General features: G+C 69.3%; 29 protein-coding genes. 22 read left to right on the forward strand and 7 right to left on the reverse strand.

The features are described 5' to 3' along the window. The first annotated feature begins 181 nt into the window (after nucleotides 1–181). The 10 genes from atpB to ABD793_RS33470 all read left to right on the forward strand — a co-directional run bounded on the left by atpB (nucleotide 182) and on the right by ABD793_RS33470 (nucleotide 7,904). Nucleotides 182–967 carry a F0F1 ATP synthase subunit A gene (atpB, locus tag ABD793_RS33425; protein WP_344867277.1) on the forward strand — a complete coding sequence of 262 codons (786 nt, stop codon included), beginning with the start codon at nucleotides 182–184 and terminating at the stop codon, nucleotides 965–967. Nucleotides 968–1,024: 57 nt separating this feature from the next. Further along, complete coding sequence (locus ABD793_RS33430) at nucleotides 1,025–1,276, forward strand: ATP synthase subunit c family protein (RefSeq protein ID WP_344867278.1); 252 nt, start codon at nucleotides 1,025–1,027, stop codon at nucleotides 1,274–1,276. Nucleotides 1,277–1,304: 28 nt separating this feature from the next. Further along, nucleotides 1,305–1,856 (forward strand): F0F1 ATP synthase subunit B, encoded by a 552-nt coding sequence (locus ABD793_RS33435; protein ID WP_344867279.1) that lies wholly within the window; start codon nucleotides 1,305–1,307, stop codon nucleotides 1,854–1,856. Between the two features lie 7 nt (nucleotides 1,857–1,863). Next, entirely contained in the window at nucleotides 1,864–2,688 is an 825-nt protein-coding gene (locus ABD793_RS33440; protein WP_344867280.1) for a F0F1 ATP synthase subunit delta, read from the forward strand. 66 nt (nucleotides 2,689–2,754) lie between these two features. Next, the gene (atpA, locus tag ABD793_RS33445) at nucleotides 2,755–4,392 is read left to right on the forward strand and encodes a F0F1 ATP synthase subunit alpha (RefSeq protein ID WP_344867281.1); all 1,638 of its coding nucleotides are present in this window, start codon (nucleotides 2,755–2,757) and stop codon (nucleotides 4,390–4,392) included. 11 nt (nucleotides 4,393–4,403) lie between these two features. After that, nucleotides 4,404–5,336 (forward strand): F0F1 ATP synthase subunit gamma, encoded by a 933-nt coding sequence (locus tag ABD793_RS33450; RefSeq protein ID WP_344867282.1) that lies wholly within the window; start codon nucleotides 4,404–4,406, stop codon nucleotides 5,334–5,336. Then, nucleotides 5,336–6,763 (forward strand): F0F1 ATP synthase subunit beta, encoded by a 1,428-nt coding sequence (atpD, locus tag ABD793_RS33455; RefSeq protein WP_344867283.1) that lies wholly within the window; start codon nucleotides 5,336–5,338, stop codon nucleotides 6,761–6,763. Before ABD793_RS33450 ends, atpD begins: the two co-directional genes overlap by 1 nt. 115 nt (nucleotides 6,764–6,878) lie before the next feature. Next, nucleotides 6,879–7,244 carry a F0F1 ATP synthase subunit epsilon gene (locus ABD793_RS33460; RefSeq protein WP_344867284.1) on the forward strand — a complete coding sequence of 122 codons (366 nt, stop codon included), beginning with the start codon at nucleotides 6,879–6,881 and terminating at the stop codon, nucleotides 7,242–7,244. 25 nt (nucleotides 7,245–7,269) lie between these two features. Next, the gene (locus ABD793_RS33465) at nucleotides 7,270–7,704 is read left to right on the forward strand and encodes a DUF2550 domain-containing protein (protein WP_344867285.1); all 435 of its coding nucleotides are present in this window, start codon (nucleotides 7,270–7,272) and stop codon (nucleotides 7,702–7,704) included. A gap of 38 nt (nucleotides 7,705–7,742) precedes the next feature. Continuing rightward, the gene (locus ABD793_RS33470; protein ID WP_344867286.1) at nucleotides 7,743–7,904 is read left to right on the forward strand and encodes a hypothetical protein; all 162 of its coding nucleotides are present in this window, start codon (nucleotides 7,743–7,745) and stop codon (nucleotides 7,902–7,904) included. A gap of 167 nt (nucleotides 7,905–8,071) precedes the next feature. On the opposite strand, the gene ABD793_RS33475 is transcribed toward ABD793_RS33470, so the two are convergent. Both ABD793_RS33475 and ABD793_RS33480 read right to left on the reverse strand, forming a co-directional pair. Beyond that, nucleotides 8,072–9,130 (reverse strand): alpha/beta fold hydrolase, encoded by a 1,059-nt coding sequence (locus ABD793_RS33475; RefSeq protein WP_344867287.1) that lies wholly within the window; start codon nucleotides 9,128–9,130, stop codon nucleotides 8,072–8,074. A gap of 39 nt (nucleotides 9,131–9,169) precedes the next feature. Further along, on the reverse strand, nucleotides 9,170–9,736 hold the full coding sequence (locus tag ABD793_RS33480; protein WP_344867288.1) for a cob(I)yrinic acid a,c-diamide adenosyltransferase: 567 nt from the start codon (nucleotides 9,734–9,736) through the stop codon (nucleotides 9,170–9,172). Nucleotides 9,737–9,798: 62 nt separating this feature from the next. On the opposite strand from ABD793_RS33480, the gene murA reads away from it, so the two are divergent. After that, the gene (gene murA, locus ABD793_RS33485; RefSeq protein ID WP_344867289.1) at nucleotides 9,799–11,073 is read left to right on the forward strand and encodes a UDP-N-acetylglucosamine 1-carboxyvinyltransferase; all 1,275 of its coding nucleotides are present in this window, start codon (nucleotides 9,799–9,801) and stop codon (nucleotides 11,071–11,073) included. Nucleotides 11,074–11,127: 54 nt separating this feature from the next. Here the strand turns inward: murA and ABD793_RS33490 are convergent, their stop codons facing one another. Next, nucleotides 11,128–11,730: a TetR/AcrR family transcriptional regulator gene (locus ABD793_RS33490; RefSeq protein WP_344867290.1), complete on the reverse strand. Its 603-nt coding sequence runs from the start codon at nucleotides 11,728–11,730 to the stop codon at nucleotides 11,128–11,130. A gap of 90 nt (nucleotides 11,731–11,820) precedes the next feature. Here ABD793_RS33490 and ABD793_RS33495 point away from each other — a divergent pair, with 90 nt between their 5' ends. From ABD793_RS33495 to ABD793_RS33505, 3 genes are read left to right on the forward strand one after another with little or no spacing between them, the layout of a single operon-like run. Beyond that, complete coding sequence (locus tag ABD793_RS33495; protein WP_344867291.1) at nucleotides 11,821–12,216, forward strand: nuclear transport factor 2 family protein; 396 nt, start codon at nucleotides 11,821–11,823, stop codon at nucleotides 12,214–12,216. Further along, the gene (locus ABD793_RS33500) at nucleotides 12,209–13,018 is read left to right on the forward strand and encodes a Rossmann-fold NAD(P)-binding domain-containing protein (RefSeq protein ID WP_344867292.1); all 810 of its coding nucleotides are present in this window, start codon (nucleotides 12,209–12,211) and stop codon (nucleotides 13,016–13,018) included. Before ABD793_RS33495 ends, ABD793_RS33500 begins: the two co-directional genes overlap by 8 nt. Then, entirely contained in the window at nucleotides 13,015–14,223 is a 1,209-nt protein-coding gene (locus tag ABD793_RS33505; protein WP_344867293.1) for an alpha/beta hydrolase family protein, read from the forward strand. The genes ABD793_RS33500 and ABD793_RS33505 overlap by 4 nt, the downstream gene beginning before the upstream one ends. A 4-nt stretch (nucleotides 14,224–14,227) precedes the next feature. On the opposite strand, the gene ABD793_RS33510 is transcribed toward ABD793_RS33505, so the two are convergent. Both ABD793_RS33510 and ABD793_RS33515 read right to left on the reverse strand, forming a co-directional pair. After that, nucleotides 14,228–14,854: a LysE family translocator gene (locus tag ABD793_RS33510; RefSeq protein ID WP_344867294.1), complete on the reverse strand. Its 627-nt coding sequence runs from the start codon at nucleotides 14,852–14,854 to the stop codon at nucleotides 14,228–14,230. A 72-nt stretch (nucleotides 14,855–14,926) separates the two neighbouring features. Beyond that, nucleotides 14,927–15,553 carry a LysE family translocator gene (locus tag ABD793_RS33515; RefSeq protein ID WP_344867295.1) on the reverse strand — a complete coding sequence of 209 codons (627 nt, stop codon included), beginning with the start codon at nucleotides 15,551–15,553 and terminating at the stop codon, nucleotides 14,927–14,929. Nucleotides 15,554–15,669: 116 nt separating this feature from the next. Between ABD793_RS33515 and ABD793_RS33520 the strand changes: the two genes are divergently transcribed. Further along, a complete protein-coding gene (locus ABD793_RS33520) occupies nucleotides 15,670–15,972 on the forward strand; it encodes a DUF6191 domain-containing protein (RefSeq protein WP_344867296.1) in 303 nt (100 codons plus the stop codon). A gap of 89 nt (nucleotides 15,973–16,061) precedes the next feature. Continuing rightward, nucleotides 16,062–18,086 carry a protein meaA gene (locus ABD793_RS33525; protein WP_344867297.1) on the forward strand — a complete coding sequence of 675 codons (2,025 nt, stop codon included), beginning with the start codon at nucleotides 16,062–16,064 and terminating at the stop codon, nucleotides 18,084–18,086. A gap of 9 nt (nucleotides 18,087–18,095) precedes the next feature. Here the strand turns inward: ABD793_RS33525 and ABD793_RS33530 are convergent, their stop codons facing one another. Beyond that, nucleotides 18,096–18,641, reverse strand: a complete 546-nt coding sequence (locus ABD793_RS33530; protein ID WP_344867298.1) for a cysteine hydrolase family protein — start codon at nucleotides 18,639–18,641, stop codon at nucleotides 18,096–18,098. Nucleotides 18,642–18,713: 72 nt separating this feature from the next. Here ABD793_RS33530 and ABD793_RS33535 point away from each other — a divergent pair, with 72 nt between their 5' ends. Further along, entirely contained in the window at nucleotides 18,714–19,712 is a 999-nt protein-coding gene (locus tag ABD793_RS33535) for a GlxA family transcriptional regulator (RefSeq protein WP_344867299.1), read from the forward strand. Then, the gene (locus ABD793_RS33540) at nucleotides 19,685–20,458 is read left to right on the forward strand and encodes an enoyl-CoA hydratase-related protein (RefSeq protein WP_344867300.1); all 774 of its coding nucleotides are present in this window, start codon (nucleotides 19,685–19,687) and stop codon (nucleotides 20,456–20,458) included. Before ABD793_RS33535 ends, ABD793_RS33540 begins: the two co-directional genes overlap by 28 nt. Before the next feature lie 414 nt (nucleotides 20,459–20,872). Here the strand turns inward: ABD793_RS33540 and ABD793_RS33545 are convergent, their stop codons facing one another. Continuing rightward, nucleotides 20,873–21,415, reverse strand: a complete 543-nt coding sequence (locus tag ABD793_RS33545) for an NUDIX domain-containing protein (RefSeq protein WP_344867301.1) — start codon at nucleotides 21,413–21,415, stop codon at nucleotides 20,873–20,875. A gap of 37 nt (nucleotides 21,416–21,452) precedes the next feature. On the opposite strand from ABD793_RS33545, the gene nucS reads away from it, so the two are divergent. The 4 genes from nucS to ABD793_RS33565 all read left to right on the forward strand — a co-directional run bounded on the left by nucS (nucleotide 21,453) and on the right by ABD793_RS33565 (nucleotide 25,568). Continuing rightward, the gene (gene nucS, locus ABD793_RS33550) at nucleotides 21,453–22,112 is read left to right on the forward strand and encodes an endonuclease NucS (protein WP_344867302.1); all 660 of its coding nucleotides are present in this window, start codon (nucleotides 21,453–21,455) and stop codon (nucleotides 22,110–22,112) included. 426 nt (nucleotides 22,113–22,538) lie between these two features. Next, a complete protein-coding gene (locus ABD793_RS33555; RefSeq protein WP_344867303.1) occupies nucleotides 22,539–24,236 on the forward strand; it encodes a sodium:solute symporter family protein in 1,698 nt (565 codons plus the stop codon). A gap of 10 nt (nucleotides 24,237–24,246) precedes the next feature. Continuing rightward, nucleotides 24,247–24,531: a hypothetical protein gene (locus ABD793_RS33560; RefSeq protein WP_344867304.1), complete on the forward strand. Its 285-nt coding sequence runs from the start codon at nucleotides 24,247–24,249 to the stop codon at nucleotides 24,529–24,531. 47 nt (nucleotides 24,532–24,578) lie between these two features. Beyond that, complete coding sequence (locus ABD793_RS33565; protein WP_344867305.1) at nucleotides 24,579–25,568, forward strand: DUF3558 domain-containing protein; 990 nt, start codon at nucleotides 24,579–24,581, stop codon at nucleotides 25,566–25,568. Nucleotides 25,569–25,660: the final 92 nt, after the last annotated feature.

Below are 25,660 nucleotides of genomic sequence, written 5' to 3' on the forward strand. Positions count from 1 at the left end.
AAGTAGACCGCAGGGCAGTGTTCACGCGAGACATCCCCGGTGTGCAGAGCGTCATCCCGTGTTCTGCGCACAGTGGGTAAGCCGCCTCCGGCGTCCCGAAACGTATCGGGTACGTTAAGTCCAGATCGTGACGATTCCCCCGGCGGAGTGAACGCCGGCCGGGAGAACCGGAAGGAGCGCAGTGAGCGCGCTGGTACTGGCCGAAGGTGCGGTGTTCTCGCCACCCGGTGCCGAGAGTTTCGAGTTGCCGCCGTTGTTCGGCTTTGTCACCAAGCCGATGCTGCTCGTGGTGCTCTCGGTGATCATCATCGCGGCGTACTTCCTGCTTGCCACGCGGAAGCTGAAGCTGGTGCCGACCAAGGGCCAGTTCGTCGCCGAGTCGATCTACGACTTCAGCCGCAACAACATCGCGCGCCAGCAGATCGGCTCGAAGGACTTCAAGCCGTTCGTGCCGTTGGTTTTCGCGATGTTCACCTTCGTGCTACTGAACAACCTGTACGGGATCATTCCCGTCCTCCAGTTCCCGACCATGGCTCGGTTCGGCTTCCCGATCGCGCTGTCGGTCCTCGTCGTGTACCCCGTTTACCACTACGTCGGGTTCAAGCGGCACGGGTTCGCGGGCTACTTCAAGAAGGAACTCGCTCCGCCGAGCGTGCCGAAGCCGGTCCTGCCGCTGTTCGCGCTGATCGAGTTCGCGGAGAAGTTCTTCCTCAACCCGCTCACGCTCGCCATCCGGGTGTTTGCCGCGATGTTCGCCGGGCACCTGATCCTGGCGGTCTTCACCCTGGGTGGGACGTTCCTGCTGACCGAGACGTCGAGCTGGGCGCTCAAGCCGGTGTCACTGGTGGCCTGGATCATGGCCATCCTGATGACCTTCCTCGAGGCCTTCATCCAGGTCCTGCAGGCCTACATCTTCGCCCTGCTCTCCGCGGGGTACATCGGCGCTGCGCTGTCCGCGGAGCACTGAGAAAACCAGAAGCCCCGATCCGCGTGAGTGCGCGGACCGAAGTGAAGGGAAACGCACGTGAGCAACATCCTCCTTGCCCAGGCCGCCGAGCCCGCCAACATCAATGCCGGCCTCGCCGCGATCGGCTACGGCTTGGGCGCGATCGGCCCCGGCATCGGTGTGGGCCTGATCTTCGCCGCCGTCATCAACGGCACCGCGCGCCAGCCGGAGGCTCAGGGCAAGCTGCAGGGCATCGGCTTCTCCACCTTCGTGCTTACCGAGGTGCTCGCCCTGATCGGTATCGTCATCTACTTCATCGCCTCCGCCTGAGTCGTCTGCTCTCGCTTAAGGAGACGTTGTGCTGAAGACCGAAGTGGTACTGGCGGAAGCCAGCAACCCGATCATTCCGGATATCTCGGAGCTGATCCTCGGCATCGTCGCGTTCCTGATCCTGCTGTTCATCCTCAAGAAGTACGTCGTGCCCCGTTTCGAGGCCACGTACGAGGAGCGGGCGCAGAAGATCGAGGGCGGCATCGAGCGGGCCGAGAAGGCCCAGGCCGAGGCAGAGGCGTCGCTCGCCGAGTACAAGGCGCAGCTGGCCGATGCCCGGTCCGAAGCCGCGAAGATCCGGGACGACGCGCGGCTCGAGGCCGAGCAGATCAAGGCGGAGCTGCGGACCGAGGCCGAGGCCGAGGCGCAGCGGATCGTCGCGCAGGGGCAGGCCCAGCTGCAGGCCCAGAAGGCGCAGATCGTCGCCGAGCTGCGGGCCGACCTCGGCCGCAACGCGGTCGAGCTGGCCAGCCGCATCGTCGGCGAGTCGCTCGAGGACGAGGCGCGCCGTCGCGGCACCGTCGACCGGTTCCTCGCGGAACTGGAGCCGGCCGGGGCCACCAACGGAGCGGGGAAGTAGACCAGAGATGACGCTGCATGCTGCGAGCCGGGAAGCGCTCGACCTCGCCGGGACGCGTCTCGGCGAGGTGCTGGCCGACGCGGGAGCCGATCCCTCGGCGGTCGGTGACGAGCTGCTGTCGGTCGTCGACCTCCTTGACCGCGAGATCGGCCTGCGCCGTGCGCTCGGTGACGCTTCGGTCGACCCGGACAGCCGCCGGGGCCTGATCCGCCGGCTGTTCGAGGCGAAGCTGAGCGAACCGGCCCTGAAGGTGCTCGACACCGTGGCGGGCAGCCGCTGGTCCAGCCCCCGTCAGCTGGTGGACGGGCTCGAATCGCTCGGCCGCTCGGCATTGCTCACCGCGGCCGAGCAGTCCGGGGCCGTCGAGACCGTCGAATCCCAGCTGTTCCAGATCGCGCGGATCGTCGCGGGCTCGCCCGAGCTCGAGGCCGCGCTGTCCGACCTGACCGCTCCCGCCGACGCGAAGCGGACGCTCGTGCGCGGGCTGTTCGCGGACAAGGTCGACGTGGTCACCGAGACACTGGTCGAGCAGGCCGTGCGCCGGTCGAAGGGCCGCGGTGTCGGCAACGGGCTGGACAAGCTGGTCGCACTCGCCGCCGAGCGACGTCAGCGCTCGGTCGCGTACGTGACCAGCGCCAACGAGCTCAGCGAAGAGCAGCGGAGCAGGCTTTCGGCCAAGCTCGACGGAATCTACGGGCGGCCGATCGCGCTGCACGTGGAGATCGATCCCGCACTCGGCGGCGGACTCGTCGTCCGGGTCGGGGACGAGGTCATCGACGGCAGCACCTCCGGTCAGGTCGCGGCACTGCGCCGCAGGCTGAGCCGGGCCTGACGCGCCGACCGGTCGGCACAACAGACTTTGCACACTGACAGAACTTGAAGCGAGAGCGGGAACGAAATGGCGGAGCTGACGATCTCCTCGGACGAGATCGCCCACGCGATCGAGAACTACGTCTCGAGTTACGCCCCTTCGGTGGAGCGGGAAGAGGTCGGCGTCGTCGTCGACGCCGGTGACGGTATCGCGCACATCGAGGGGCTGCCCTCGGCCATGGCCAACGAGCTGCTCGAGTTCCCGGGCGGCATCCTCGGCGTGGCGCTGAACCTGGACGCGCGCTCGATCGGTGCCGCGATCCTCGGCGACTTCGAGAGCATCGAGGAAGGCCAGCAGGTCAAGCGGACCGGACAGGTCCTCTCGGTGCCGGTCGGCGACGGCTACCTCGGCCGGGTCGTCAACCCGCTCGGGCAGGCCATCGACGGCCTCGGCGAGATCGAGACCACGACCCGGCGCCCGCTGGAGGTCAAGGCCGCCTCGGTGGTCGAGCGCCAGCCGGTGGCCGAGCCGCTGCAGACCGGGATCACCGCGATCGACGCGATGACGCCGGTCGGCCGTGGCCAGCGCCAGCTGATCATCGGTGACCGCAAGACCGGCAAGACCGCGGTCGCGATCGACACGATCATCAACCAGAAGGCCAACTGGGAAAGCGGCGACGAGAAGAAGCAGGTTCGCTGCATCTACGTCGCGGTCGGCCAGAAGGGCTCCACGATCGCCTCGGTCAAGAAGTCGCTCGAGGACGCGGGCGCGATGGAGTACACCACCATCGTCGCCGCCCCGGCTTCGGACTCCGCCGGCTTCAAGTGGATCGCCCCCTACACCGGTTCGGCCATCGGCCAGCACTGGATGTACGAGGGCAAACACGTGCTGATCGTGTTCGACGACCTCAGCAAGCAGGCCGACGCCTACCGCGCGATCTCGCTGCTGCTGCGCCGCCCGCCGGGCCGCGAAGCGTTCCCCGGCGACGTCTTCTACTTGCACTCCCGCCTGCTCGAGCGGTGCGCCAAGCTCTCCGACGAGCTGGGCGCAGGCTCGCTGACCGGGCTGCCGATCATCGAGACGAAGGCCAACGACGTGTCGGCCTACATCCCGACCAACGTCATCTCGATCACCGACGGTCAGTGCTTCTTCCAGTCGGACCTGTTCAACTCCGGTCAGCGCCCGGCCATCGACGTGGGTATCTCGGTCTCCCGCGTGGGTGGTGCCGCACAGGTCAAGGCGCTCAAGGACGTTTCCGGCTCGCTCCGGATCGACCTGTCGCAGTACCGCGAGCTGGAGGCGTTCGCCGCCTTCGCCTCCGACCTGGACGACGCGTCGAAGGCGCAGCTCGACCGCGGGGTCCGGCTGTACGAGGTGCTCAAGCAGGCGCAGTACTCGCCGATCCCGGTCGAGGAGCAGGTCGCCACGGTGTTCCTGGGCACGAACGGGCACTTCGACTCGGTCCCGACCGAGGACGTGCGCCGGTTCAACCACGAGTTCCTCGACTCCGCCCGGCGCAAGCACGCCGAGGTGCTCGGCGCGATCAAGGACACCGGCAAGTTCTCCCCGGAGACCCGCGACGCCCTGGTCGCGGCGGTGAACGAGTTCAAGAAGGAGTTCACCACCGCCGAGGGCAAGGCGCTGGCCGAGACCGCCGACGCGATGGACGCCGACAAGGTCGGGCAGGAGACCGTCAAGGTCAACAAGCCCGCTCCGAAGAAGTGAGCTGGTAGCCCATGCCCGCACAACTCCGGGAACTTCGCTCGCGGATCAAGGCGACGAAGTCGATCGGCAAGATCACCAAGGCGATGGAGCTCATCGCCACCGCGCGGATCACCAAGGCGCGGGCGAAGGTCGCCGCTTCCCGGCCGTACGCGGACGAGATCACCAAGGTGCTCTCCGCGCTGGCCGGCGCGGCGGCGAACCTCGACCACCCGATGCTGGTCGAGCGCCCGAACCCGAAGCGGGCCGCGGTCCTCGTCGTCACCAGTGACAAGGGCCAGTGCGGTGGTTACAACGCCAACGTGCTGAAGGCGACCGAGGAGCTGCTCGCGCTGCTGCGGTCGGAAGGCAAGGAGCCCGAGGTCTACGTGACCGGCGGCAAGGGACTCGGCTACTACCGGTTCCGGGGCCGCGAGGTCGCGGGCAGCTGGACCGGGTTCTCCGACCAGCCGTCCTACGTGGACGCGGTCGAGGCGGGCGAGACGCTGGTGAGCTCGTTCCTCTCCGGTACGCCTGCCGGCGAGCCGGGCAGCACCGGCGGGGTGGACGAGGTGCACGTCGTCTACACCGAGTTCGTGTCGATGCTGACGCAGCGCCCGACCGCAAGGCGCGTTGCGCCGCTCGAGGTCGAGTACTCCGAGGGCGAGCAGGAGAAGCCCGCGGGCCTGCTGCCCAGCTACGAGTTCGAACCGAGTGCGGACAAGCTGCTGGCCGCGTTGCTGCCGAAGTACATCAACACCCGGCTGTACGCGGCCTTCCTGGAGTCGGCGGCTTCCGAGCTGGCGGCCCGCCGCACGGCGATGAAGGCCGCCTCGGACAACGCGAACGAGCTGGTGAACACGCTGACGCGGGAGGCGAACCAGGCCCGGCAGGCGCAGATCACGCAGGAGATCTCCGAAATCGTCGGTGGCGCGAACGCGCTCACCGCAGCAGGAAGTGATGACTGATGACCAGTACTGAAGCCCCCCGCGCCAAGGGGCGCATCGTCTCGGTGACCGGGCCGGTCGTCGACGTCGAGTTCCCGCGCGGTTCCGTGCCCGACCAGTTCAGCGCGCTCAAGGTCGACATCGAGTTCGAGCAGCTGCGCAAGACGGTGACCCTCGAGGTCGCCAGCCACCTCGGCGACAACCTCGTCCGCACCATTTCGCTGCAGCCGCAGGACGGCCTCGTCCGCGGTGCCGAGGTCACCGACACCGGTGCCCCGATCAGCGTGCCGGTCGGCGACAAGGTCAAGGGCCACGTCTACAACGCGCTGGGCGAATGCCTTGACGAGCCCGGCTACGGCGAGGACCTCGAGCACTGGGGTATCCACCGCAACCCGCCGCCCTTCGACCAGCTCGAGGGCAAGACGGAGATGCTGGAGACCGGCCTCAAGGTCGTCGACCTGCTCACCCCGTACGTGCAGGGCGGCAAGATCGGCCTGTTCGGCGGTGCCGGGGTCGGCAAGACGGTGCTGATCAAGGAAATGATCACCCGGGTCGCCAGGAACTTCGGTGGTACCTCGGTGTTCGCCGGGGTCGGTGAGCGCACCCGTGAGGGCAACGACCTGTTCCTGGAGATGTCCGAGGACGGCGTCATCAACGACACCGCACTCGTCTTCGGCCAGATGGACGAACCGCCGGGCACCCGGATGCGGGTCGCGCTGTCCGCGCTGACCATGGCGGAGTACTTCCGCGATGTGCAGAACCAGGACGTGCTGCTGTTCATCGACAACATCTTCCGGTTCACCCAGGCCGGTTCCGAGGTCTCCACCCTGCTCGGCCGGATGCCTTCGGCAGTGGGGTACCAGCCGACGCTGGCCGACGAGATGGGCCAGCTGCAGGAGCGGATCACCTCGACCCGGGGCCGTTCGATCACCTCGATGCAGGCGATCTACGTGCCCGCGGACGACTACACCGACCCGGCGCCGGCCACCACGTTCGCGCACCTGGACGCCACCACCGAGCTTTCCCGGTCGGTGTTCCAGAAGGGCATCTTCCCCGCGGTGGACCCGCTGGCCTCGACCTCGACGATCCTCGACCCGGCCATCGTCGGTGAGGACCACTACCGGGTCGCCTCCGAGGTCATCCGGATCCTGCAGAAGTACAAGGAGCTGCAGGACATCATCGCGATCCTCGGCATGGACGAGCTTTCCGAAGAGGACAAGCTCACCGTGCAGCGGGCGCGCCGGATCGAGCGGTTCCTGTCGCAGAACATGCTCGTCGCCGAGGCGTTCACGCAGATCCCCGGTTCGACCGTGCCGCTGTCGGAGACCATCGAATCGTTCGACCGGATCACCAAGGGCGACTTCGACCACTACCCGGAGCAGGCGTTCCTGGGGATCGGTGGTCTGGAGGACCTCGAGAAGAAGTACCAGGAAATCACCAAGAAGTGACTTCCGGTGGACGGCGGGGGCAGAAGTCCATTGTGGACTGATGACCCCGCCGTTCTGGTAACCGGAGCCGGACCTATTACACTCGGTGGTGACACCCCGAGCGAAGGAGTGCTACGTGGCTGAGATGTCCGTGGAGCTGGTGGCCGTCGAGCGCCGGCTCTGGTCGGGTACCGCCACTTACGTGGTGGCGCAGACCACCGAGGGCGAGATCGGCATCCTGCCCGGTCACGAGCCGGTGCTCGGCCAGCTCGTCGAGGGTGGCGTGGTGAAGGTGACCACGACCGACGGCGAGATCCTCACCGCGGCCGTGCACGGCGGCTTCCTGTCGGTCACCGCGACCGGGGTGAGTGTGCTCGCGGAGAGCGCCGAGCTGTCCGACGAGATCGACGTGGCCGCGGCAAAGGCGGCATTGAACGCCGACGACGAGGCGGAGCGAACGCGGGCAACAGCCCAGCTTCGCGCGGCCGGACAGTCGGTCTGACCGAACGACGAGCGGGGGCCAGGCCGTGGAGATCGCCATCGTGGTGCTGGCGCTGGTCATCGTGCTCGTTGTCGTGGTGGGCTGGTACGGCCAGCGGTGGATCCGGATGCGCCGGGGCGGTGGCGTGAGCGTCGCGTTGCGGTGGCGTCCGGATGATCCACGATCGAGCTGGCACCTCGGGCTCGGCCGGTACGAGGGCGACGAGTTCGTCTGGTACCGCGTCTGGAGCCTGCGCAGCGGTCCGGACCGGGTGTTCCAGCGGGAGAGCATGCAGATCGCCGACCGGCGGGATCCGTCCGGGTCGGAGGCCTACGCGGTACCGGAGGGCTCGACCGTGCTGCGCTGCGCGTCGTCCGCCCAGGAAGCGATCGAGATCGCGATGGGCCCGGGTGCGCTCACCGGGTTCCTGTCCTGGCTGGAGTCCGCACCACCCGGGCAGCGGCTGCCCCGGGCTTCCTGATCCGTGCCGCAGATCCGGAACGCGCTTACCCTGGTGCCATGGACGCGGAGGATCGCAGCGAGCGGCAGCGGGAGTGGGCCACACTGCCCGAGCCCATCCGGCTTGCGGACACCACCAGCACCCACGACGTGAACGCGGGCCAGGATTCGACCTGGAACGTCGATTACGAACGTTACTGGGCTGCCCAGCGGCGGGCCTGAGCCGGACCGGGTTCCCGGCCGGCGCATCGAGGGTGCCGGGCTGGTCTCGGCGAGCGACTGGCGCCGAGGTGCTGGTCGACGCCACGATCGCGGATCGGGTCGTGCGGTGGTCGTGGCGGGAAGGGCGTCCGCACCAACCGGGGCGACGGCCGCCAAGAGCCTGCTGATCAGCGCAGCCTGGCCTTGATCGCGCGGACCACCTCGGTGAAGCGAGCGGGTTGCTCGCCGTGGACGTTGTGGCCGCTGTCGACCTTCACGAGTTCCCCGTCGCCGATCAGCGAGACGATCCGCTGGGCGTCCTGGTCGTCGAGTGCTCCCTGCAGGATCCCGCCCGCCCCGTAGGTCCAGTTCGCGTGGATCAGCGTGGTGGGCGCTTCGATCGTGCGGAGAGTCCGCTCGTGGTCGAAGCCCTCGTCCCAGCGGCCGGTGTAGAACGCTTCGCCGAAGCGCGGGTCGTAAGCGGTGGTTGCGCGCTGCAGGTCGTTCCAGCTCGGCGGCATGAAGAACAGCGTGATCGGCCGGTCCGGATGCTTGGTGTGCCGGGCCAGTCCGGACCGGACGATGCGCTCCGCGCCGCCGCCGAAGAAATCCCAGAGCTTCTGATGGGCGAAACTGTAGGCGGTCCAGTCGGTTTCGCCGGATTCCAGGAAGGCGTGGCAGGTCGTGGCGAGGTCGACCCAGTTCCAGGTCTTCTCGGCACGCGGCAGCAGCGTGGTGAACAGCGGCGGGTCTTCCAGTACGGCGGCCCGGACCAGATCGGGCCGGTTCCCGGCCAGCCAGGCCGCCAGCTGGCCACCTGAGGAGTGCCCGGAGACCACGGCTGGCGCGCCGACCACCCGCTCGACGAAGCGGGCGAGGTCGGTCCCGATCGCCGCCGCGGAGTACTTGCCCGGCGCTCGTCCGGATTTGCCGTGGCCGTGCACGTCGACGGCGAAAACGGTGAAGTCCTCGGCGAGCGCGGGCAGCACCGGAGCGTAGTTCTGCCAGTCGACCGCCTGTCCGTGGATCAGCACCAGCGGCGGTTTGCCGCCCGCCGGGCCTGCGGCGTAGTTGATCGTGGACCCGTCGATCGACACCTGCTTTTCCACGAAACCCGCGGACCTCGTCCGGGCCCGCGCCCGGTCGTAGGTTTTCAGGTTCCGCAGCGCCCATCCGCCGCCGGCGAACCCGGCCGCGGCGACGGCCGAAGCACCCACGAGCAACCCGGTACCGGTCTTGCCCATCATCCCGCCCTCCGAACGGTTTCCGTACTCGCCGGACGGAAGTCAGCCGCCCGGCTGCCAGAGCACGTCGCCGTCCGGGTTGGCCAGCCGGGCGAGGATGAACAGCAGATCGGACAGCCGGTTGAGGTACTTGGCCGCGAACGGGTTCGTGGTTTCCGGCTCGGCTTCCCGCAGCGCCCACGCGGAGCGTTCCGCGCGACGGGTGACCGTGCGTGCCTGGTGCAGGTAGGCCGCGCCCGCGGTACCGCCCGGCAGGATGAACGACGTGAGCTTCGGCAGCCGCTCGTTGAAGTCGTCGCACCAGCCCTCGAGCCGTGTCAGGTAGTCCTCGGTGATCCGCAGCGGCGGGTACGGCGGATCGTCCTGCACCGGCAGGCACAGGTCGGCGCCGACGTCGAACAGGTCGTTCTGGATCCGGCGCAGCACACCGGCGATCTCGTCGGTCAGCCCGCCGAGTGCGACGGCGAGGCCGAGCACGGAGTTGGCTTCGTCGGTGTCCGCGTACGCGGCCAGCCGCGCCGAGGTCTTCGGCACCCGGGAGCCGTCGCCGAGCGCAGTACTGCCGCTGTCGCCGACCTTCGTGTACACGCGGTTGATGCGAACGACCATGGAGGCGACTCTACCTGGCCCGGCGTCGGGCAAAACTGGGCGAGAGGGCATGATTGGCGGCCATGAGCGAGCACTTCGACGTGCACGGCGGGGCACGGCTGGTCGGCGAGGTCGACGTCGTCGGCGCCAAGAACAGCGTGCTGAAGCTGATGGCCGCGGCCCTGCTGGCCGAGGGCACCACGACCATCACCAACTGCCCGCAGATCCTGGACGTCCCGTTGATGGGCGACGTGCTGCGCAGCGTCGGCTGCGAGGTCGAGATCGACGGCGACACCGCCCGCATCACGACCCCGGCGGAGCTGTCGCACCGGGCCGATTCGGCCGCGATGGGCAAGCTGCGCGCGTCGGTCTGCGTGCTCGGTCCGCTGGTGGGCAGGCTCAAGCAGGCCGTGGTGGCGCTGCCCGGCGGCGACGCGATCGGCTCGCGCCCGCTGGACATGCACCAGAACGGCCTGCGCAAGCTCGGCGCCACGAGCACCATCGAGCACGGCTGTGTGGTCGCGAAGGCCGAGACGTTGCTCGGCGCGCAGATCTGGCTGGACTTCCCGAGCGTCGGCGCCACCGAGAACATCCTGATGGCTGCCGTGCTCGCGGAGGGCACCACGGTGATCGACAACGCCGCGCGCGAACCGGAGATCGCCGACATCTGCACGATGCTCACCGAGATGGGCGCGAAGATCGAGGGTGCGGGCACGTCCACGCTGACCGTGCACGGTGTGGAGCAGCTGCGGCCGACCGAACACCGGGTGATCGGCGACCGGATCGTGGGCGCGACGTGGGCGTTCGCCGCCTCGATGACGCGTGGCGACCTCACCGTGCGCGGGGTCAACCCGCACCACCTCGACCTGATCCTGGACAAGCTGCGCCTGGCAGGTGCGGACGTGACCACGTTCGACGACAAGGGTTTTCGCGTGGTGCAGCCGGAGCGGCCGAAGGCGGTGGACTGGGTGACCCTGCCCTACCCCGGGTTCGCCACCGATCTGCAGCCGTTCGCGGTGGCGCTGTCCGCGATCTCCGAGGGCACGTCGATGATCACCGAAAACGTCTACGAGGCACGGTTCCGCTTCATCGAGGAGATGATCCGGCTTTCCGGCGACGCCCGCACCGACGGCCACCACGCGGTGGTCCGCGGCGTCGAGCGGCTCTCCAGCGCCCCGGTATGGGCCTCCGACATCCGGGCAGGCGCGGGCCTGGTGCTCGCCGGCCTGTGCGCGGACGGCGTGACCGAGGTCTGGGACGTCTTCCACATCGACCGCGGCTATCCGCACTTCGTGGAGAACCTGAACCGCCTCGGCGCCCGGATCGACCGCGTGACCGGCGAACCCGAGCGGGCGTAGCCGGCCTGAGCGCGGCCGACGGCCGGGCGCCGGACGAGGAGATCTGCCGGGCCGTCAACCCCGTTCGGCCGCGCCCAGCGCGCGCAGCACCAGGTCGGTCACTTCCTCCAGATAGCCTTCCGCCACCTCGGCGCGCCGCACGATCAGCCGCCAGTAGATCGGCCCCGCGATCAGGTCCATGGCCATTTCCAGGTTCGCGTCCGCGGGGAGTTCGCCGCGTTCGATTGCGCGGGTGAAGGCCACCCGGGCGAGGTCGCGGCGGGGACCGCCGATCGCGACGCGGGCGAAATCGGCTATTTCCGCGTTGCGCCCGGCTTCGCTGATCAGGTCGGGCAGTATCCGGGAGAATCGTGGGTGCGTGATCCACTCGTACACGGCCTGCAGTGACGCGAGGACGTCGCCGCGCAGGGTGCCGGTGTCCGGGCTCGGGGCGCGGTGCACGCTGAAATCCGCGACGACCGCGGCGATCATCTCCTCCTTCGACGGCCAGCGCCGGTACAGCGCGCTCTTGCCGACGCCTGCTCGTTTCGCGACTGCCTCCATCGAAAGCCTGCCGTAGCCCGCCTCGGCCAGTTCGTCGAGCACCGCTTCGGTGATGGCACGGGTGACCTCGGGTTGCAGTACCGCGGCCCCGGTGGGCGTCCGGCGTGGAGTCATGATCGCAGTCTAGCGTGTGGACGAGACGGTCCCGTCTCGTGTACCTTGTGGTCGAGACGGTACCGTCTCGTTCACTTCAGAGGAGAATGCGTGAACATCATCGACCGTGCGCTGGGCCTGCTGCTCCAGCACGACATGAGCGGGTTCGTGCAGCTGTTCGCCGAGGACGCGGTGTTCGAGTTCCCGTTCGCCGCGCCGGGGCAGCCGGAGCGGATCGAGGGCCGCACCGCGATCGACGGCTACCTGCACGACTACCCGGAGAAGCTCGACATCCGCGAGATCGTCTCGCAGACCGTGTACGAGACCACCGATCCGGAGGTGACCATCGCCGAGTTCGAGGTGGCCGGGGTGGCGGTCGCGACGCAGCAGCCGTACCGGCTGCGCTACATCGCGGTGCTGACCGTGCGCGACGGCCTCATCCGGCACTACCGCGACTACTGGAGCCCGCTGGCCGTGCAGGAGATCCTGGGGAACACCGGTGTCTGACGTCCTGGTACTGGGGTCCACCGGCACCACCGGCAGCCGGGTCCTGCGTGGCCTGCGCGACGAGGGGGTGCCGGTCCGGGCGGCGACGCGCAACCCGGTCGAGCCGGGACAGATCCGCTTCGACTGGACCGACCCCGGCACCTACGGACCGGCGCTCGAGGGCGTCTCCGCGGTCTACGTCGTCCCGCCGCTCGGGGCGGTCGCGCCGGGGCAGCTGGTCGAACCGTTCCTTGCGCACGCACCGGAGGCACGCGTGGTGCTGCTCAGTTCGTCCGCGGTGGACGAGCACACCCCGGGGCTGGGCGAGCTGTACCGCCTCGTGCGGAGGCAGCCCGGCTGGGCGGTCCTGCGGCCGTCCTGGTTCATGCAGAACTTCACCGGTGACCACCTGGTCGCGCGTGGGGCACGGGAAGGCGAGATCGTGACCGCGACCGGGGACGGCCGGGTGGCGTTCATCGACGCGCACGACATCGCCGCGGTCGCGGTCCGCGCGCTGCTCGATCCGGAGCCGCACAACACCGAGCACCTGCTGACCGGTCCGCGGGCGCTCAGCTACGCCGAGGCCGCCGTGCTCGTCACGCAGCGGCTGGGACATCCGGTCACGCACCGGTCCGTCGGCACCGCCGAGCAGATCCGGCGGCTGGCCGACGACGGCATCCCGACGGCGTTCGCGGAAGTGCTCGCCGGGCTCGACGAGGGCATCCGGGCCGGCGCCGAGGACCGCGTCACCACCACCGTCGAGCAGGTCACCGGAAGGCCTGCCCGTGATTTCCGCACTTTCGCCGAAGAGGAGCTCCGGTGAAGCAACTGCTCTTCGAGGACGACGCCCAGTTCTGGTTCGAGACGCAGCGGATGTTCGGCCACATCAGTTACGGCGGCGCGGAGTTCGGCGAGGTCGTGGTCACCGCCTCGCGGATCGAGCCGGGCGACTACGACAGCTGGCACGATGCCTGGCTCAGCACCGCCGAGCGGCTTGCCGGGGAAGCCGCCACCGCACATCCGATCAGCGCGCGCGACGCGTACCTGCGTGCGTCCACGTACTACCGCGCGGCCGAGTTCTTCTTGCACGGCAACCCGGACGACCCGCGCATCGACTACGCCTACGACCGCAGCGTGGAATGCTTCCACCGCGTCGTCGAGTCGCTGCCGGGCGTCGAGCCGGTCGAGATCCCGTACGACGGCCAGGTGCTGCACGGGTACTTCTACCGCGCGCCGGGCGCGGGACCGCGGCCGTTGCTGGTGATGCACAACGGTTTCGACGGCAGTTCCGAGGAGCTGCACTTCTTCGGCGCCGCGGCCGGGCAGGAACGCGGCTACCACGTGCTGGCCTTCGACGGACCCGGCCAGCCGAGCGCCATCCACCATTCCGGGCTGGTGTTCCGGACGGACTGGGAGCACGTCGTGGGCCAGGTGCTCGACTTCGCGCTCGCCGATCCGGGGGTGGATCCGGCGAAGGTCGCGCTGCTCGGGGTGAGCATGGGTGGTGTGCTGGCACCGCGCGCGGCCGCGTTCGAACCACGGCTTGCCGCGGTGGTCGCGGTGGACGGGGTGTTCGACGCGGCGGGCAGCGTCGTCGGCATGCTGCCGTGGGACCGGGAGGAGATCGTCCGGCGGGCGAACGCCGCCGAGGATCCGGAGTTCGACGCGCTGCTGGCCGGTGGCAAGGCGGAGAACCCGGTCCTGCGCTGGGCGACCGGCCACGGCCGGTACGTGATGGGCGCGGCGACGGACCGGGAGTTCCTGGCGAAGTACTTCGAATACCACCTGGACGGCGGCGTGGCCGAGCGCATCACCTGCCCGGTGCTGGTCTGCGAAGCCACCGACGACCTGTTCTTCAACGGAGACGCGGAAACCCCGTCGGAGCCACGCCGGCTCTACGAACGGCTCACCGGTCCGAAGACGCTGCTCAGCTTCACCACGGAGGAAGGAGCCGACGCGCACTGCCACGTCGGCGCCCAGCGCCTCGCCACGGCCCGCATCTACGACTGGCTGGACGACACGCTGTAGCCGATCAGCCTTCCCACGCCAGCGCGGCGCCGAAGCCGAGCAGCACGGTGCCGGTAACGCCGTCGAGGGCACGCCGGACCCGGCGGCGTTCCAGCCAGCTGCGGACGTGGTGCACCAGCAGGAGCAGCAGCACCTGCCACACCGCGCCCGCCGCGGCGATCGTGTAGCCGAGCAGGAGCGCGTCGGCGGTGGTGGTCACTCCGGGGACGAGGAACTGCGGCAGCACCGACAGGTACAGCACCAGCACCTTCGGGTTCGTGACGTTCGACAGGAACCCTTCCCGCCACCGTCGGAACGCGCTTCGCCGTGCCTGCCGGGACTGGGTCAGCGAGGCGTAGTCCCCGCGCCAAGCACCACGCAGCGCCTGGAAACCGAGGTAGCAGAGGTACGCGACGCCCAGCCACTTCACGGTCTCGAACACCGGCTGGGCACTCGTGACGACCGCGCCAAGGCCCAGCGCTGCCGCGGTGCCCTGCAGGACGTTCGCCACCAGGACGCCGCCGCACGTCCACGCACCGCCGCGGACCCCGCCGGACAGCGCGTTCTTCAGCACCACCATGCTGTCCGGCCCTGGCACGATGGCGAGCAGCATCATCATGGCGACGAACCCGCCGTACACGCCCCACGTCATGGCTGGAACAGTAGCCCGGCCCAGGACATCGGTGCGAAGTATGCGATCGAATCCGCGCCGGCCAGAGCCGGCTCAGGATTCCAGTGCCAAGGTCGCGCCGAAGCCGAGCAGTGCGGTGCCGGTGAGCCCGTCGAGCGTGCGCCGGACCTTGCGCCTGCCCAGCCAGGTACGCACCCGGTGCACGAAGAACAGCAGTACCAGCAACCAGATCGTGCCCAGCACCGCGACGGTGTAGGCGAGCACCAGCGCGTCCGCCGTCGTGGTGTGCACCGGGTCGAGGAACTGCGGCAGCACCGACAGATAGAGCACCAGCACCTTCGGGTTGGTGATGTTGGAAAGGAAGCCCTCCCGCCACCGGCGGAACCCGCCGGCCTGCTTGCGCCGGGTTTCCGCGACCGTGTCGTAGCTCCCGCGCCATGCGCCGCGCAGTGCCTGGAAGCCGAGGAACACCAGATAGGCCGCGCCGAGCCACTTCAGCGTGACGAACACCGGCTGAGACCTGGCGATGACGACGCCGAGCCCGAGCGCCGCGGCCGTGCCCTGCACCGCATTGCCCGCAAAAATCCCGGCGGTGGCCAGCAACCCACCCCGCGCACCACCGGACAGCGCATTCTTCAACATCACCATCGTGTCCGGCCCCGGCGCGAGCACGATGAAGACCACGATCACCAGATAGCTGCTGTAGCCACTCCACGTCACGTCTGCCCAGCGTAGGGGTCGGATTCGCGGGCGTCTTGCGGATTTCGGTCACAGTGCCGGCTGTGCCGGGGGTGATCGGGTGGAACGGTCGGTGGGCGTCGGTCGTTGGGTGGGGTATGCAGACTTGGCTCGCGCTCGGGCTGCCGGGTATGACGCTGCTGCTGGTGGCCGTCGGGGCGTGGGAGATGCGGCCGAAGCGCAAGCCGTCCCGGATGAAGGCACGGCTGTCCTCGACGTACCTCGACGAGGTCACCGCGTTCCTCTACGGTACGAAGCGCGCTGAGCTCGACCATCGGGACTCGGTGGAGATGACGCTCGAGCAGGAGGCGCAGGGTGCGCCGCCGCTCGGTGCGGTGGACCTCGATCGCGGGATCCTGGTCGTGCGTCCGGGAAACCAGGACAAGCGTCCCGCCGTGTGACGTCATCCGTACGTGGCCCATTGCACCCCCGGGATCAAGTTACCGACGGGTACAATCGGGCGATTGTCTCCGCGTGAGCGAGGTGCACCGTGCCGTACCCGACCGACCACGAGCGCGACCGGCCCTGGGTGATGCGTACCTACGCGGGGCACTCCTCGGCCGCTGCGTCCAACGAGCTGTACCGGCGCAATCTCTCGAAGGGCCAGACCGGCCTGTCGGTGGCCTTCGACCTGCCGACGCAGACCGGCTACGACCCCGACCACGTGCTCGCGCGCGGCGAGGTCGGCAAGGTCGGCGTTCCGGTGTCGCACATCGGCGACATGCGCCGGCTCTTCGACGGCATCCCGCTGGCCGAGGCGAACACCTCGATGACCATCAACGCACCCGCGATGTGGCTGCTCGCGCTGTACGTGTCGGTGGCGCGGGAACAGGCCGAGGCCGAAGGCCGTGCCGTGGACGAAGTGCTGGCCAAGCTGACCGGCACCACGCAGAACGACATCATCAAGGAATACCTGTCCCGTGGCACCTACATCTTCCCGCCGGGGCCCAGCCTGCGGCTGATCACCGACATGATCGCGTGGACCGTGCACCATGTGCCGAAGTGGAACCCGATCAACATCTGCAGCTACCACCTGCAGGAAGCCGGCGCGACGCCGACGCAGGAGGTCGCCTACGCGCTGTGCACCGCGATCTCCGTGCTCGACGCGGTGCGCGATTCGGGCCAGGTGGCACCCGAGGACATGGCCAAGGTCGTCGGGCGGATCTCGTTCTTCGTCAACGCGGGTGTGCGGTTCGTCGAAGAGATGTGCAAGATGCGCGCGTTCACGCAGCTGTGGGACGAGCTGACGCGGGACCGTTACGGCGTCGAGAATCCGAAGGCCCGGCGGCTGCGCTACGGCGTGCAGGTCAACTCGCTCGGGCTGACCGAGGCGCAGCCGGAGAACAACGTGCAGCGGATCGTGCTGGAAATGCTCGCCGTTTCGCTGTCCCGCGGCTCACGGGCGCGGGCGATCCAGCTGCCTGCCTGGAACGAGGCGCTCGGCCTGCCCCGGCCGTGGGACCAGCAGTGGGCGCTGCGGATGCAGCAGGTGCTCGCGTTCGAGACGGATTTGCTGGAGTACGAGGACATCTTCGACGGCTCGCACGTCGTACAGGCCAAAGTGGACGAGATCGTCACCGGTGCGCGCGAGGAAATCGCCAGGGTGCAGGATCTCGGCGGAGCGGTCGCGGCGGTGGAGAGCGGCTACATGAAATCGCAGCTGGTCGCCTCGCTCGCGCAGTACCGGCGCGGGATGGAAAACGGCGAGCGGGTACTGGTGGGGGTCAACAAGTTCGAGACCACCGAGCCGTCGCCGCTGCAGGCCGAGGGCGCCGCGGCGATCGAGACCGTGGACGCATCGGTGGAAAAAGCTGCGGTGGAGTCGATCGAGAAGTGGCGTGCGGAGCGGGACGGCGCCGCGGTGGCCACCGCACTCGCCGCGCTCAAGGCCAAAGCGTCCACTTCGGACAACCTGTTCGAGGCCACTGTGGACTGTGCGAGGGCCGGGGTGACCACCGGCGAGTGGTCCGGTGCGCTGCGCGAGGTGTTCGGCGAGTACCGCGCGCCGACCGGCGTGTCTGCTGCGGCCGCGGCCGGTACCGGTGATCCGGAGCTGGCGCGGGTGCGGGAACAGGTCCGCCGCACCGAGGCCGAACTGGGCCAGCGGCTGCGCATCCTGGTCGGCAAACCCGGGCTGGACGGGCATTCCAACGGTGCCGAGCAGGTTGCGGTGCGCGCCCGCGACGTCGGTTTCGAGGTGGTCTACCAGGGCATCCGGCTCACCCCGGACCAGATCGTGGCGGCCGCGGTGCAGGAGGGCGTGCACGTGGTCGGGCTGTCCGTGCTCTCCGGCTCGCATCTGGAGGTCGTCCCGCTGGTGGTCGACGGCCTGCGCGCGGCAGGCGGCGGGGACATCCCGGTGATCGTCGGCGGGATCATCCCGCCGGACGACGCCGCGCTGCTCACCGAGCGCGGGATCGCCAAGGTGTTCACGCCGAAGGACTACGAGCTGACCGGCATCATGGCGGGCATCGTCGACCTGGTCCGCGAACGGAACGGGCTCGCCGCGCAGTGAGCGTCCCCGCTACCCGAGGATTCGCCCGGTCGACGTGACCGTGGCGAACCCGCCGCCGTGCAGGTTCGTCGCGGTGGCCCGGCTGAGTTCGTCCGCGCTCAGCACGGTGCCGTCCGGTCCGGCCAGCTCGAAGGTGAAGGTCGCGTCGAGGGCGAAAGTGACGTCGTAGCCGAGGTTCCCGCCCATCCGGGCGGTCGTCTCACAGCAGAAGTTGGTCTGGATCCCGGCGAGCACGAAGCTGCCGATCCCGCGCCGCTTGAACCAGGCGTCGAGGTCGACATCGCCGAGGAACGCCGAATTCACCCGCTTGCCGAACACGAGGTCGGCGCGGGCGCCGTCGAGTTCCGCGGTGAAATCGTTGCCTGCCTGGCCGGGGCGCAGCGGGGAATCCGGCTCGGCCGAATCGTGGTGCACGAGCACGATCGGATCGCGCCGTGCCTGCCACGCGCCGAGCAGCGCCTTGATGTTGGCCTCGGCGGCCGGGTTGTTGCGGGGGCCCCAGAACGCGGCGTCGTCGAATCCGCGTTGGACGTCGATGAGCAGAAGTGCGGTCATGGCTTCGAGCCTGCCCGCTGCGGTGGCCGGCAGGGGAGTGGCAGAACCTGCACGATGCGCTACTTTTCTGCCATGCGCACGATCGGAGTGCTGCTCCTGCCGGGCAGCCGGACGTTCGACCTCGCCGTGGTCTCGGAGGTGTGGGCGCAGGACCGCACCGACAGCGGGATCGGCCCGTTCACGATGCGGCTCTGTGCCCCGGGCCGGGCCCGCAGCTCGCTGTCCCCGTTCGGCGAAGTGGCCGCAACGCACGGGCTGGCCGGGCTCGAAGGGTGCGACCTGGTGCTCGCGCCCGGCCGAGCCGACCCGCCGGCCGAGGTCCCGGCGGCCGCCCGCGCGGCACTGCGCCGGGCGCACCGGGCAGGCAGCACCGTGGCGGGCCTGTGCACCGGTGCGTTCACGCTGGCCGCGGCGGGGTTGCTCGACGGGCGTGCGGCCACCACCCACTGGCGGCATCTCGACGAGCTGGCCGTCGCCGCGCCCGCTGCCCGGTTGCAACGCGATGTCCTGCACACCGAAGACGACGGCGTGCTGACCTCCGCGGGCGTCGTCGGCGGGCTGGATCTGTGCCTGCACCTCGTCCGGCGCGATCACGGCGCAGAGGTGGCGGCCCGGCTCGCGCGTCGCCTCGTGATGCCGCCGGCGCGGGAGGGCGGCCAGCAGCAGTACGTCGAATCCCCGTTGCCCGCGGTGCCGTCGCGGCCCGGTCTTGCGTCCACGATGGACTGGGCGGTGCGCAGGCTGCACTCCGGCATCGGCGTGCCGGACCTGGTCGAGCACGCGGGGATGAGCACGCGCACCTTCCACCGCGAGTTCAGTGCGGCGACCGGGGTGACCCCCGGACGCTGGCTGCTCGTGCAACGGGTGCGGCATGCGCAGCGGTTGCTGGAGACCAGCGATCTTCCGGTGTCCCGCGTCGCCGAACGTGCCGGGCTGGGCACCGCGGCGAACCTGCGGCGGCGGCTGCGGGCGGAAACCGGTGTCGGCCCGGACTCCTACCGGCGCACGTTCCGTTCGCGCGACTGCGGGGTTACGGTCGGGGAATGGGCGAGTACGAACACCTCCTCGTGAAGCGGGACGGGGACACGGTCACCGTCACGATGAACCGCGCGGCACGGCGCAATTCGCTGTCCGCCGAGCACCTGGCCGAACTGCTCGCGGCGTTCCGCGCGGCCGGTGCGTCGGACGCGACCGGCATCGTGCTGGCCGGGGCAGGTCCGGTGTTCTCCGCGGGGCACGATTTCGGCGACGTGGCCGTCCGCGACCTGATGGGTGTGCGCGAACTGCTCGGGCTCTGCACGGAACTGATGCAGACCATCCAGTCCGTGCCGCAGGTGGTGATCGCCAGGGTGCACGGGCTGGCCACCGCCGCCGGCGCGCAGCTGGTGGCCTCGTGCGATCTGGCGATCGCCGCGGAATCCGCCGGGTTCGCCCTGCCCGGCGGCAAAGGGGGCTGGTTCTGCCACACCCCCGCGGTCCCGGTGGCCCGCGCGATCGGCCGGAAACGCCTGATGGAACTCGCCCTCACCGGCGACGTGGTGGACGCCGCCACCGCGCTGGACTGGGGCCTGGTCAACCGGGTCGTGCCGGACGAAGCACTGGACGAAGCCGTGGCCGAACTGCTGGCCCGCGCGACCCGTGGCAGCCGCGCGAGCAAGGCGATGGGGAAAGCGACGTTGTACGCCCAGCTGGACCGCCCGGAAGCGGACGCGTACGCAATTGCCGTGGAGGTGATGGCGTCGGCTTCGCAGCTGCCCGGCGCGAAGGAGGGGATGGCCGCATTCCTGGAGAAGCGTGCCCCGGAGTGGCCGGACTGACCCGCACCCCGAGCCGCGCCACCCGCGCCACCCGCGCCTCGCGACCGGCTACTTGAGTCCCGAGCGGCGTCACCTGCGTCCCGGGCCACGCCACCCGCGTCTCGCGACCGGCTACTTGAGTCCCGAGCCACGTCACCTGAGTCCCGAGCCACGCCACCCGCGCCCCGCGACCGGCTACCTGCGCCCCGCGACCGGCTACCTGCGCCCCGCGACCGGCTACTTGAGTCCCGAGCGGCGCTACCTGCGTCCCGGGCCACGCCACCTGCGTCCCGAGCGGCGCCACGCGGGAACCGAGCGGCGCCACCCGCGATCTGTCGTCCGCGATCCGGCAGTCCTCGGCGATCCAGCTGTCTGCGGTCCGCGACCTGCGATTCGCCCACCTGCCGTCCGGTATCGGCGGTCCGCTCGACGAACTCAGGCCCGGTGCTCGTGCATCAGCAGGAATGTATACGCGGCAATGCTTTGCGCGTCGGTGATCTCCCCGGTCATGATCATCTTCTGCACCTGGGCCGTGGAGAACCACGCGGTGCGCATGTCCTGTTCCTCCGGCTCCCGTTCGGGTGTGCCCTCGGTGAGGCCGGTGGCCAGGTACACGTGGCCGCGCTGGCTCGTCAGGCCGGGGGCCACCTCGAGCCTGCCCAGTTCGACGATCGTCTCCGCGCGCAGGCCGGTCTCCTCGCGCAGTTCGCGGCGGGCCAGTTCGGCGGGCGGGACCTCGGCGAGATCCGGAGCGGTGCCCTGCACGAACTCCCAGCGCCGCGCGCCGACCGGATAGCGGAACTGCTCGACCAGGTGCAGCCGGTCGCCGTCGAGGGGAATCACCAGTGCGAACGTCGGTTTGTCGACCACGCCGTAGATACCGTCGCTGCCGTCCGGACGGCGGATGGCGTCCTCGCGCACCGTCATCCAGTTGTTCCGGTACACCTCGCGGGTCGCGACACGCTGAATGGGGTCCACCCGTCCAGTATCACCGAGCCTGTCCTACCCTCGGCGGGTGCGTCTCGTGATCGCTCGGTGCCAGGTCGACTACGACGGCCGCCTCACCGCCCACCTGCCGATGGCCACCCGGCTGCTGCTCGTGAAGTCCGACGGGTCGGTGTCCGTGCACTCCGACGACCGCGCTTACAAGCCGCTCAACTGGATGAGCCCGCCGTGCTGGCTCATCGAGGACGGCAAGCTCTGGATCGTGGAGAACAAGCAGGGCGAGAAGCTGGTCATCTCGATCGACGAGATCTACCACGACCACGCCCAGGAACTCGGCGCCGAACCGGGTCTGCAGAAGGACGGCGTGGAAGCGCACCTGCAGGAGCTGCTCGCCGAGCACATCAAGACCCTCGGCGACGGCTACACCCTGGTGCGCCGCGAGTTCCCGACCGCGATCGGCCCGGTGGACATCATGGCCCGCGACGCCGAAGGCGCTTCGGTCGCGGTGGAGATCAAGCGGCGCGGCGAGATCGACGGCGTCGAGCAGCTCACCCGCTACCTCGAGCTGCTCAACCGTGACCCGCTGCTGGCCCCGGTGCAGGGCGTGTTCGCCGCGCAGATCATCAAACCGCAGGCACGCACGCTCGCCGAGGACCGCGGGATCCGCTGCCTGACCCTGGACTACGACGCGCTGCGCGGCGTCGAATCCGACGAGTTCCGGCTGTTCTGAGCGATCACCCGGCACCGGTGGCAGGCGCCGTCGGCGGGTAGCTCCTGGTGTCGAACCGCGAACGCACCGTGTCGTGGAACGGCGTCGGGAACACCGTGACCGGGCCGGCAGCAGGCCGGCCACTGCGGTGCCGGAGCGCGGGATCGGGCACCGGAACGGGGCCTTTCGGGCACTGTGCGAACTGCCGTGAAGGGACCGGGAAAACCGCAGAACCCCGCACCTTCGGATGCGGTGATGGCCTGCTGCCACGGGATCGACCACGAACGCACACCCCGGCCGGGAAGCACAGTGAACTCACAGGTCAGCACCAGGTCGGAAAAATTCTGTGGTGTCGGCGTGACCCTTCGGAATCCATGCAGTACTGTGCCCGTCGGACAGGAACGATGGTGTTTCCTGTGGGAGAATGTTTGATTCGGAGGTGGCCGGGTGCTCGTCCTCGCCGACGCGAACCTGCGGCTCAACGCGAGTCCGATCGACTACATCGAACTCGCGTTTTATTTCTTGCTGGTGCTGGGCATCGGCTATCTCGCCCGGCGGCAGGTGTCCAGCAGTCTGGACTTCCTGCTCTCCGGCCGATCACTACCGGCATGGGTGACCGGTCTCGCGTTCGTCTCCGCGAACCTCGGCGCAGTCGAGGTCATGGGCATGTCCGCCAACGGGGTGCTCTACGGCCTGCCGACCGTGCACTACTTCTGGATCGGCGCCATTCCGGCGATGCTGTTCCTCGGCCTGGTGATGATGCCGTTCTACTACGGCTCCAAGGTCCGCAGCGTGCCGGAGTTCATGCGCCGCCGGTTCGGCAAACCCGCGCACCTCGTCAACGGCATCAGTTTCGCGGCAGCGCAGATCCTGATCGCGGGCGCGAACCTGTTCCTGCTGGCCAGCGTCGTCAACCTGCTGCTCGGCTGGCCGCTGTGGGTGTCCATCGTGATCGCCGCGGCGATCGTGCTCGGCTACACCGCGCTCGGCGGTCTCTCCGCGGCGATCTACAACGAGGTGCTCCAGTTCTTCGTGATCGTCGTGGCGCTGCTGCCGCTCACCATCGTCGGCCTGATCAAGGTCGGCGGCTGGCAGGGCCTGGTGGACAAGATCACCAGCAGCCCCGGCGGCACCTCGCAGCTGCACTCCTGGCCGGGTGACAACCTGACCGGTTTCGGCAACAACTTCCTGTCCGTGCTCGGCATCGTGTTCGGTCTCGGGTTCGTGCTCTCCTTCGGGTACTGGACCACGAACTTCGTCGAGGTCCAGCGCGCGATGGCGTCGAAGAGCATGTCCGCGGCCCGGCGTACGCCGATCATCGGCGCGTTCCCGAAGATGCTGGTCCCGTTCATCGTGATCATCCCCGGCATGATCGCCGGTGTGGTGGTGCCGGAGTACCTGAGCGACAAGGGAATCCTGCTCGAGGGCGGCACCGCGCCGAGTGGCGTCACGGCGAACAACGCGCTGCTGCTGCTGATGCGCGACCTGCTGCCGAACGGCATCCTCGGCATCGCGATCGCCGGTCTGCTGGCTTCGTTCATGGCCGGTATGGCGGCGAACCTCAGCTCCTTCAACACGGTGTTCACGTACGACATCTGGCAGACGTACGTGAAGAAGGACAAGCCGGACGGCTACTACCTGAAGATGGGCCGGAACACCACCGTCGTCGCCACGGTGCTGGCCATCGGCACCGCGTTCATCGCGTCGAACTCGGCGAACATCCTGACCTATCTGCAGGACCTGTTCTCCTTCTTCAACGCACCGCTGTTCGCCACGTTCATCCTCGGCATGTTCTGGAAGCGGATGACCCCGCACGCAGGCTGGAGCGGGCTGGTGTTCGGCACGCTGAGCGCGGTCACCGTGTGGGGCCTGTCGCAGGCGGAGATCCTGCCGCTGACCGGACAGGGCATCAGCTTCGTGGCCGCAGGCAGCGCGTTCGTGGTGGACATCGTGGTGAGTGTCGCGGTCTCGCTGGCCACCCGGCCGAAGGCGGAGGCCGAACTGGCCGGACTGGTCTACTCGCTGACCCCGCGTGGTTCGCTCAAGCACGACGCCACCGGCGAGAACGCGGGCTGGTACCGCAAGCCGGGCCTGCTGGCCGGCATCGTGCTCGTGATCACCATCGCCCTGAACATCATCTTCTGAGGAGGCCCGCATGACCGAGTCCTCGCGGCCGCACAAAGCGGGCGCCTTCGACATCCGGCTGATCATCGCGCTGCTGCTCGGCGTTTACGGCGTGGTGCTGACCGTGATGGGGATTGCCTTCACCTCCGACGCAGACCGGGCGAAGGCGGCCGGGGTGAACATCAACCTGTGGGCCGGGATCGGCCTGCTGGTGATCACGGCGCTGTTCGGGCTGTGGACGGTGCTGCGTCCGCTCGTGGTGCCTGCCGGCACCGACACCGCGGATGCCGCCGCGGCGAACGAACCGGGCGAATAGCCGGGTTGCCACCACGTCCGGCGCCGCAGCCAGCTAGGTTGCCGGACGTGGTGCACGTTCACCGGCGCGGCCGGTTCCCGAAGCTGGTACTGCTGATCGCGGCTGCGGCACTGGCCGCCGCCGGATGCGGCGGCCCCGACCTCGGCAAGGAAAACTTCGGCCGGACGACCGTCCCGGCGGCGGCCGGTGCGGACTCGTCCGCGCCGATCACCGATCCGGCGGTCACCCCGGCCGCGTTGCGCGATCTGCAGCCGTGCCAGTTCGTCGGCCAGTCCGCGCTCGCCGAGCTGGGCACGACGCAGGAGGCACCGGAGCCGTCCGCCGTGCGGTTCGATTCGTGCCGGGCGGCGGTGACCGACCCCGGCGGCAAGCAGATCACGATCGAGGTCGACGTCGGTACGACGGTGCCGTCCGCCGCCGACCGGACCACCGGACAGGTCAGCGGGCTCCCCCAGGTCGAGGTGCCCGCCGGGACCGGCTCGTGCACGGTCAGCGTGCTCACCTCACGGAACCCCGACCTGGGCGTCTCGTTCCAGATCGACTATTCCGGCGGCGACGCGTGCCCGGTCGGGCGCACCCTGGCCGCCGCGGCCGCGCAGACCCTGCACGGTTCGCCGCAGAAGTACGCGCCGGCCAAGGGAACCCTGGTGGATGCCGATCCGTGCGCGGTACTCGACAAGGGCGCAGTGGCCGCGGTGGTCCCGGGTGCCGAACCCGAGGCCGCCGGATTGCACAGCTGCCGATGGGGCACTTCGGTCTACGTGGAAGTGCTCTTCCTGCCCGGCCGTCCACCGTCGGAGGGGAGCGGCTGGCTGAAGGCCGACGCCGGCACCCCCAGCCAGGCGTTCCGGAAGCAGGGCACGGCAGGCGGTTCGAACTGCCAGGTCCACTGGCCGCACCGGCCGTGGCAGGACGATCGCGTCGAGACCGCCCAGCTGGAGTACCAGAACGCGGCAGGCGACGCGGCGAGCGACGATCCGTGCGGTAAGGCCGTGGGGCTGGCCCGGCAGCTGGCCGGGAAACTGCCGAAGCCCTGACCGCCTGCGCTCGACCGGCCCAGTCGTGCGACTCCGCCGTCAAGCGCGGCAGTGCGCGCCGTCGGCCACTAGTTTGGGGGTACCCACCACGC

This window comes from Amycolatopsis ultiminotia (assembly GCF_039536925.1).
GTDB classification, from domain to species: domain Bacteria; phylum Actinomycetota; class Actinomycetes; order Mycobacteriales; family Pseudonocardiaceae; genus Amycolatopsis; species Amycolatopsis ultiminotia.

What these genes read in the sequence shown, in the direction of transcription:
- ABD793_RS33440 (WP_344867280.1), top strand. Translation starts at nt 1,864, where the DNA reads ATGACGCTGCATGCTGCGAGCCGGGAAGCGCTCGACCTCGCCGGGACG.
- atpA (WP_344867281.1), top strand. Translation starts at nt 2,755, where the DNA reads ATGGCGGAGCTGACGATCTCCTCGGACGAGATCGCCCACGCGATCGAG.
- ABD793_RS33450 (WP_344867282.1), top strand. Translation starts at nt 4,404, where the DNA reads ATGCCCGCACAACTCCGGGAACTTCGCTCGCGGATCAAGGCGACGAAG.
- atpD (WP_344867283.1), top strand. Translation starts at nt 5,336, where the DNA reads ATGACCAGTACTGAAGCCCCCCGCGCCAAGGGGCGCATCGTCTCGGTG.
- ABD793_RS33470 (WP_344867286.1), top strand. Translation starts at nt 7,743, where the DNA reads ATGGACGCGGAGGATCGCAGCGAGCGGCAGCGGGAGTGGGCCACACTG.
- ABD793_RS33475 (WP_344867287.1), bottom strand. Translation starts at nt 9,130, where the DNA reads ATGATGGGCAAGACCGGTACCGGGTTGCTCGTGGGTGCTTCGGCCGTC.
- ABD793_RS33480 (WP_344867288.1), bottom strand. Translation starts at nt 9,736, where the DNA reads ATGGTCGTTCGCATCAACCGCGTGTACACGAAGGTCGGCGACAGCGGC.
- murA (WP_344867289.1), top strand. Translation starts at nt 9,799, where the DNA reads ATGAGCGAGCACTTCGACGTGCACGGCGGGGCACGGCTGGTCGGCGAG.
- ABD793_RS33490 (WP_344867290.1), bottom strand. Translation starts at nt 11,730, where the DNA reads ATGACTCCACGCCGGACGCCCACCGGGGCCGCGGTACTGCAACCCGAG.
- ABD793_RS33510 (WP_344867294.1), bottom strand. Translation starts at nt 14,854, where the DNA reads ATGACGTGGGGCGTGTACGGCGGGTTCGTCGCCATGATGATGCTGCTC.
- ABD793_RS33520 (WP_344867296.1), top strand. Translation starts at nt 15,670, where the DNA reads ATGCAGACTTGGCTCGCGCTCGGGCTGCCGGGTATGACGCTGCTGCTG.
- ABD793_RS33530 (WP_344867298.1), bottom strand. Translation starts at nt 18,641, where the DNA reads ATGACCGCACTTCTGCTCATCGACGTCCAACGCGGATTCGACGACGCC.
- ABD793_RS33535 (WP_344867299.1), top strand. Translation starts at nt 18,714, where the DNA reads ATGCGCACGATCGGAGTGCTGCTCCTGCCGGGCAGCCGGACGTTCGAC.
- ABD793_RS33540 (WP_344867300.1), top strand. Translation starts at nt 19,685, where the DNA reads ATGGGCGAGTACGAACACCTCCTCGTGAAGCGGGACGGGGACACGGTC.
- ABD793_RS33560 (WP_344867304.1), top strand. Translation starts at nt 24,247, where the DNA reads ATGACCGAGTCCTCGCGGCCGCACAAAGCGGGCGCCTTCGACATCCGG.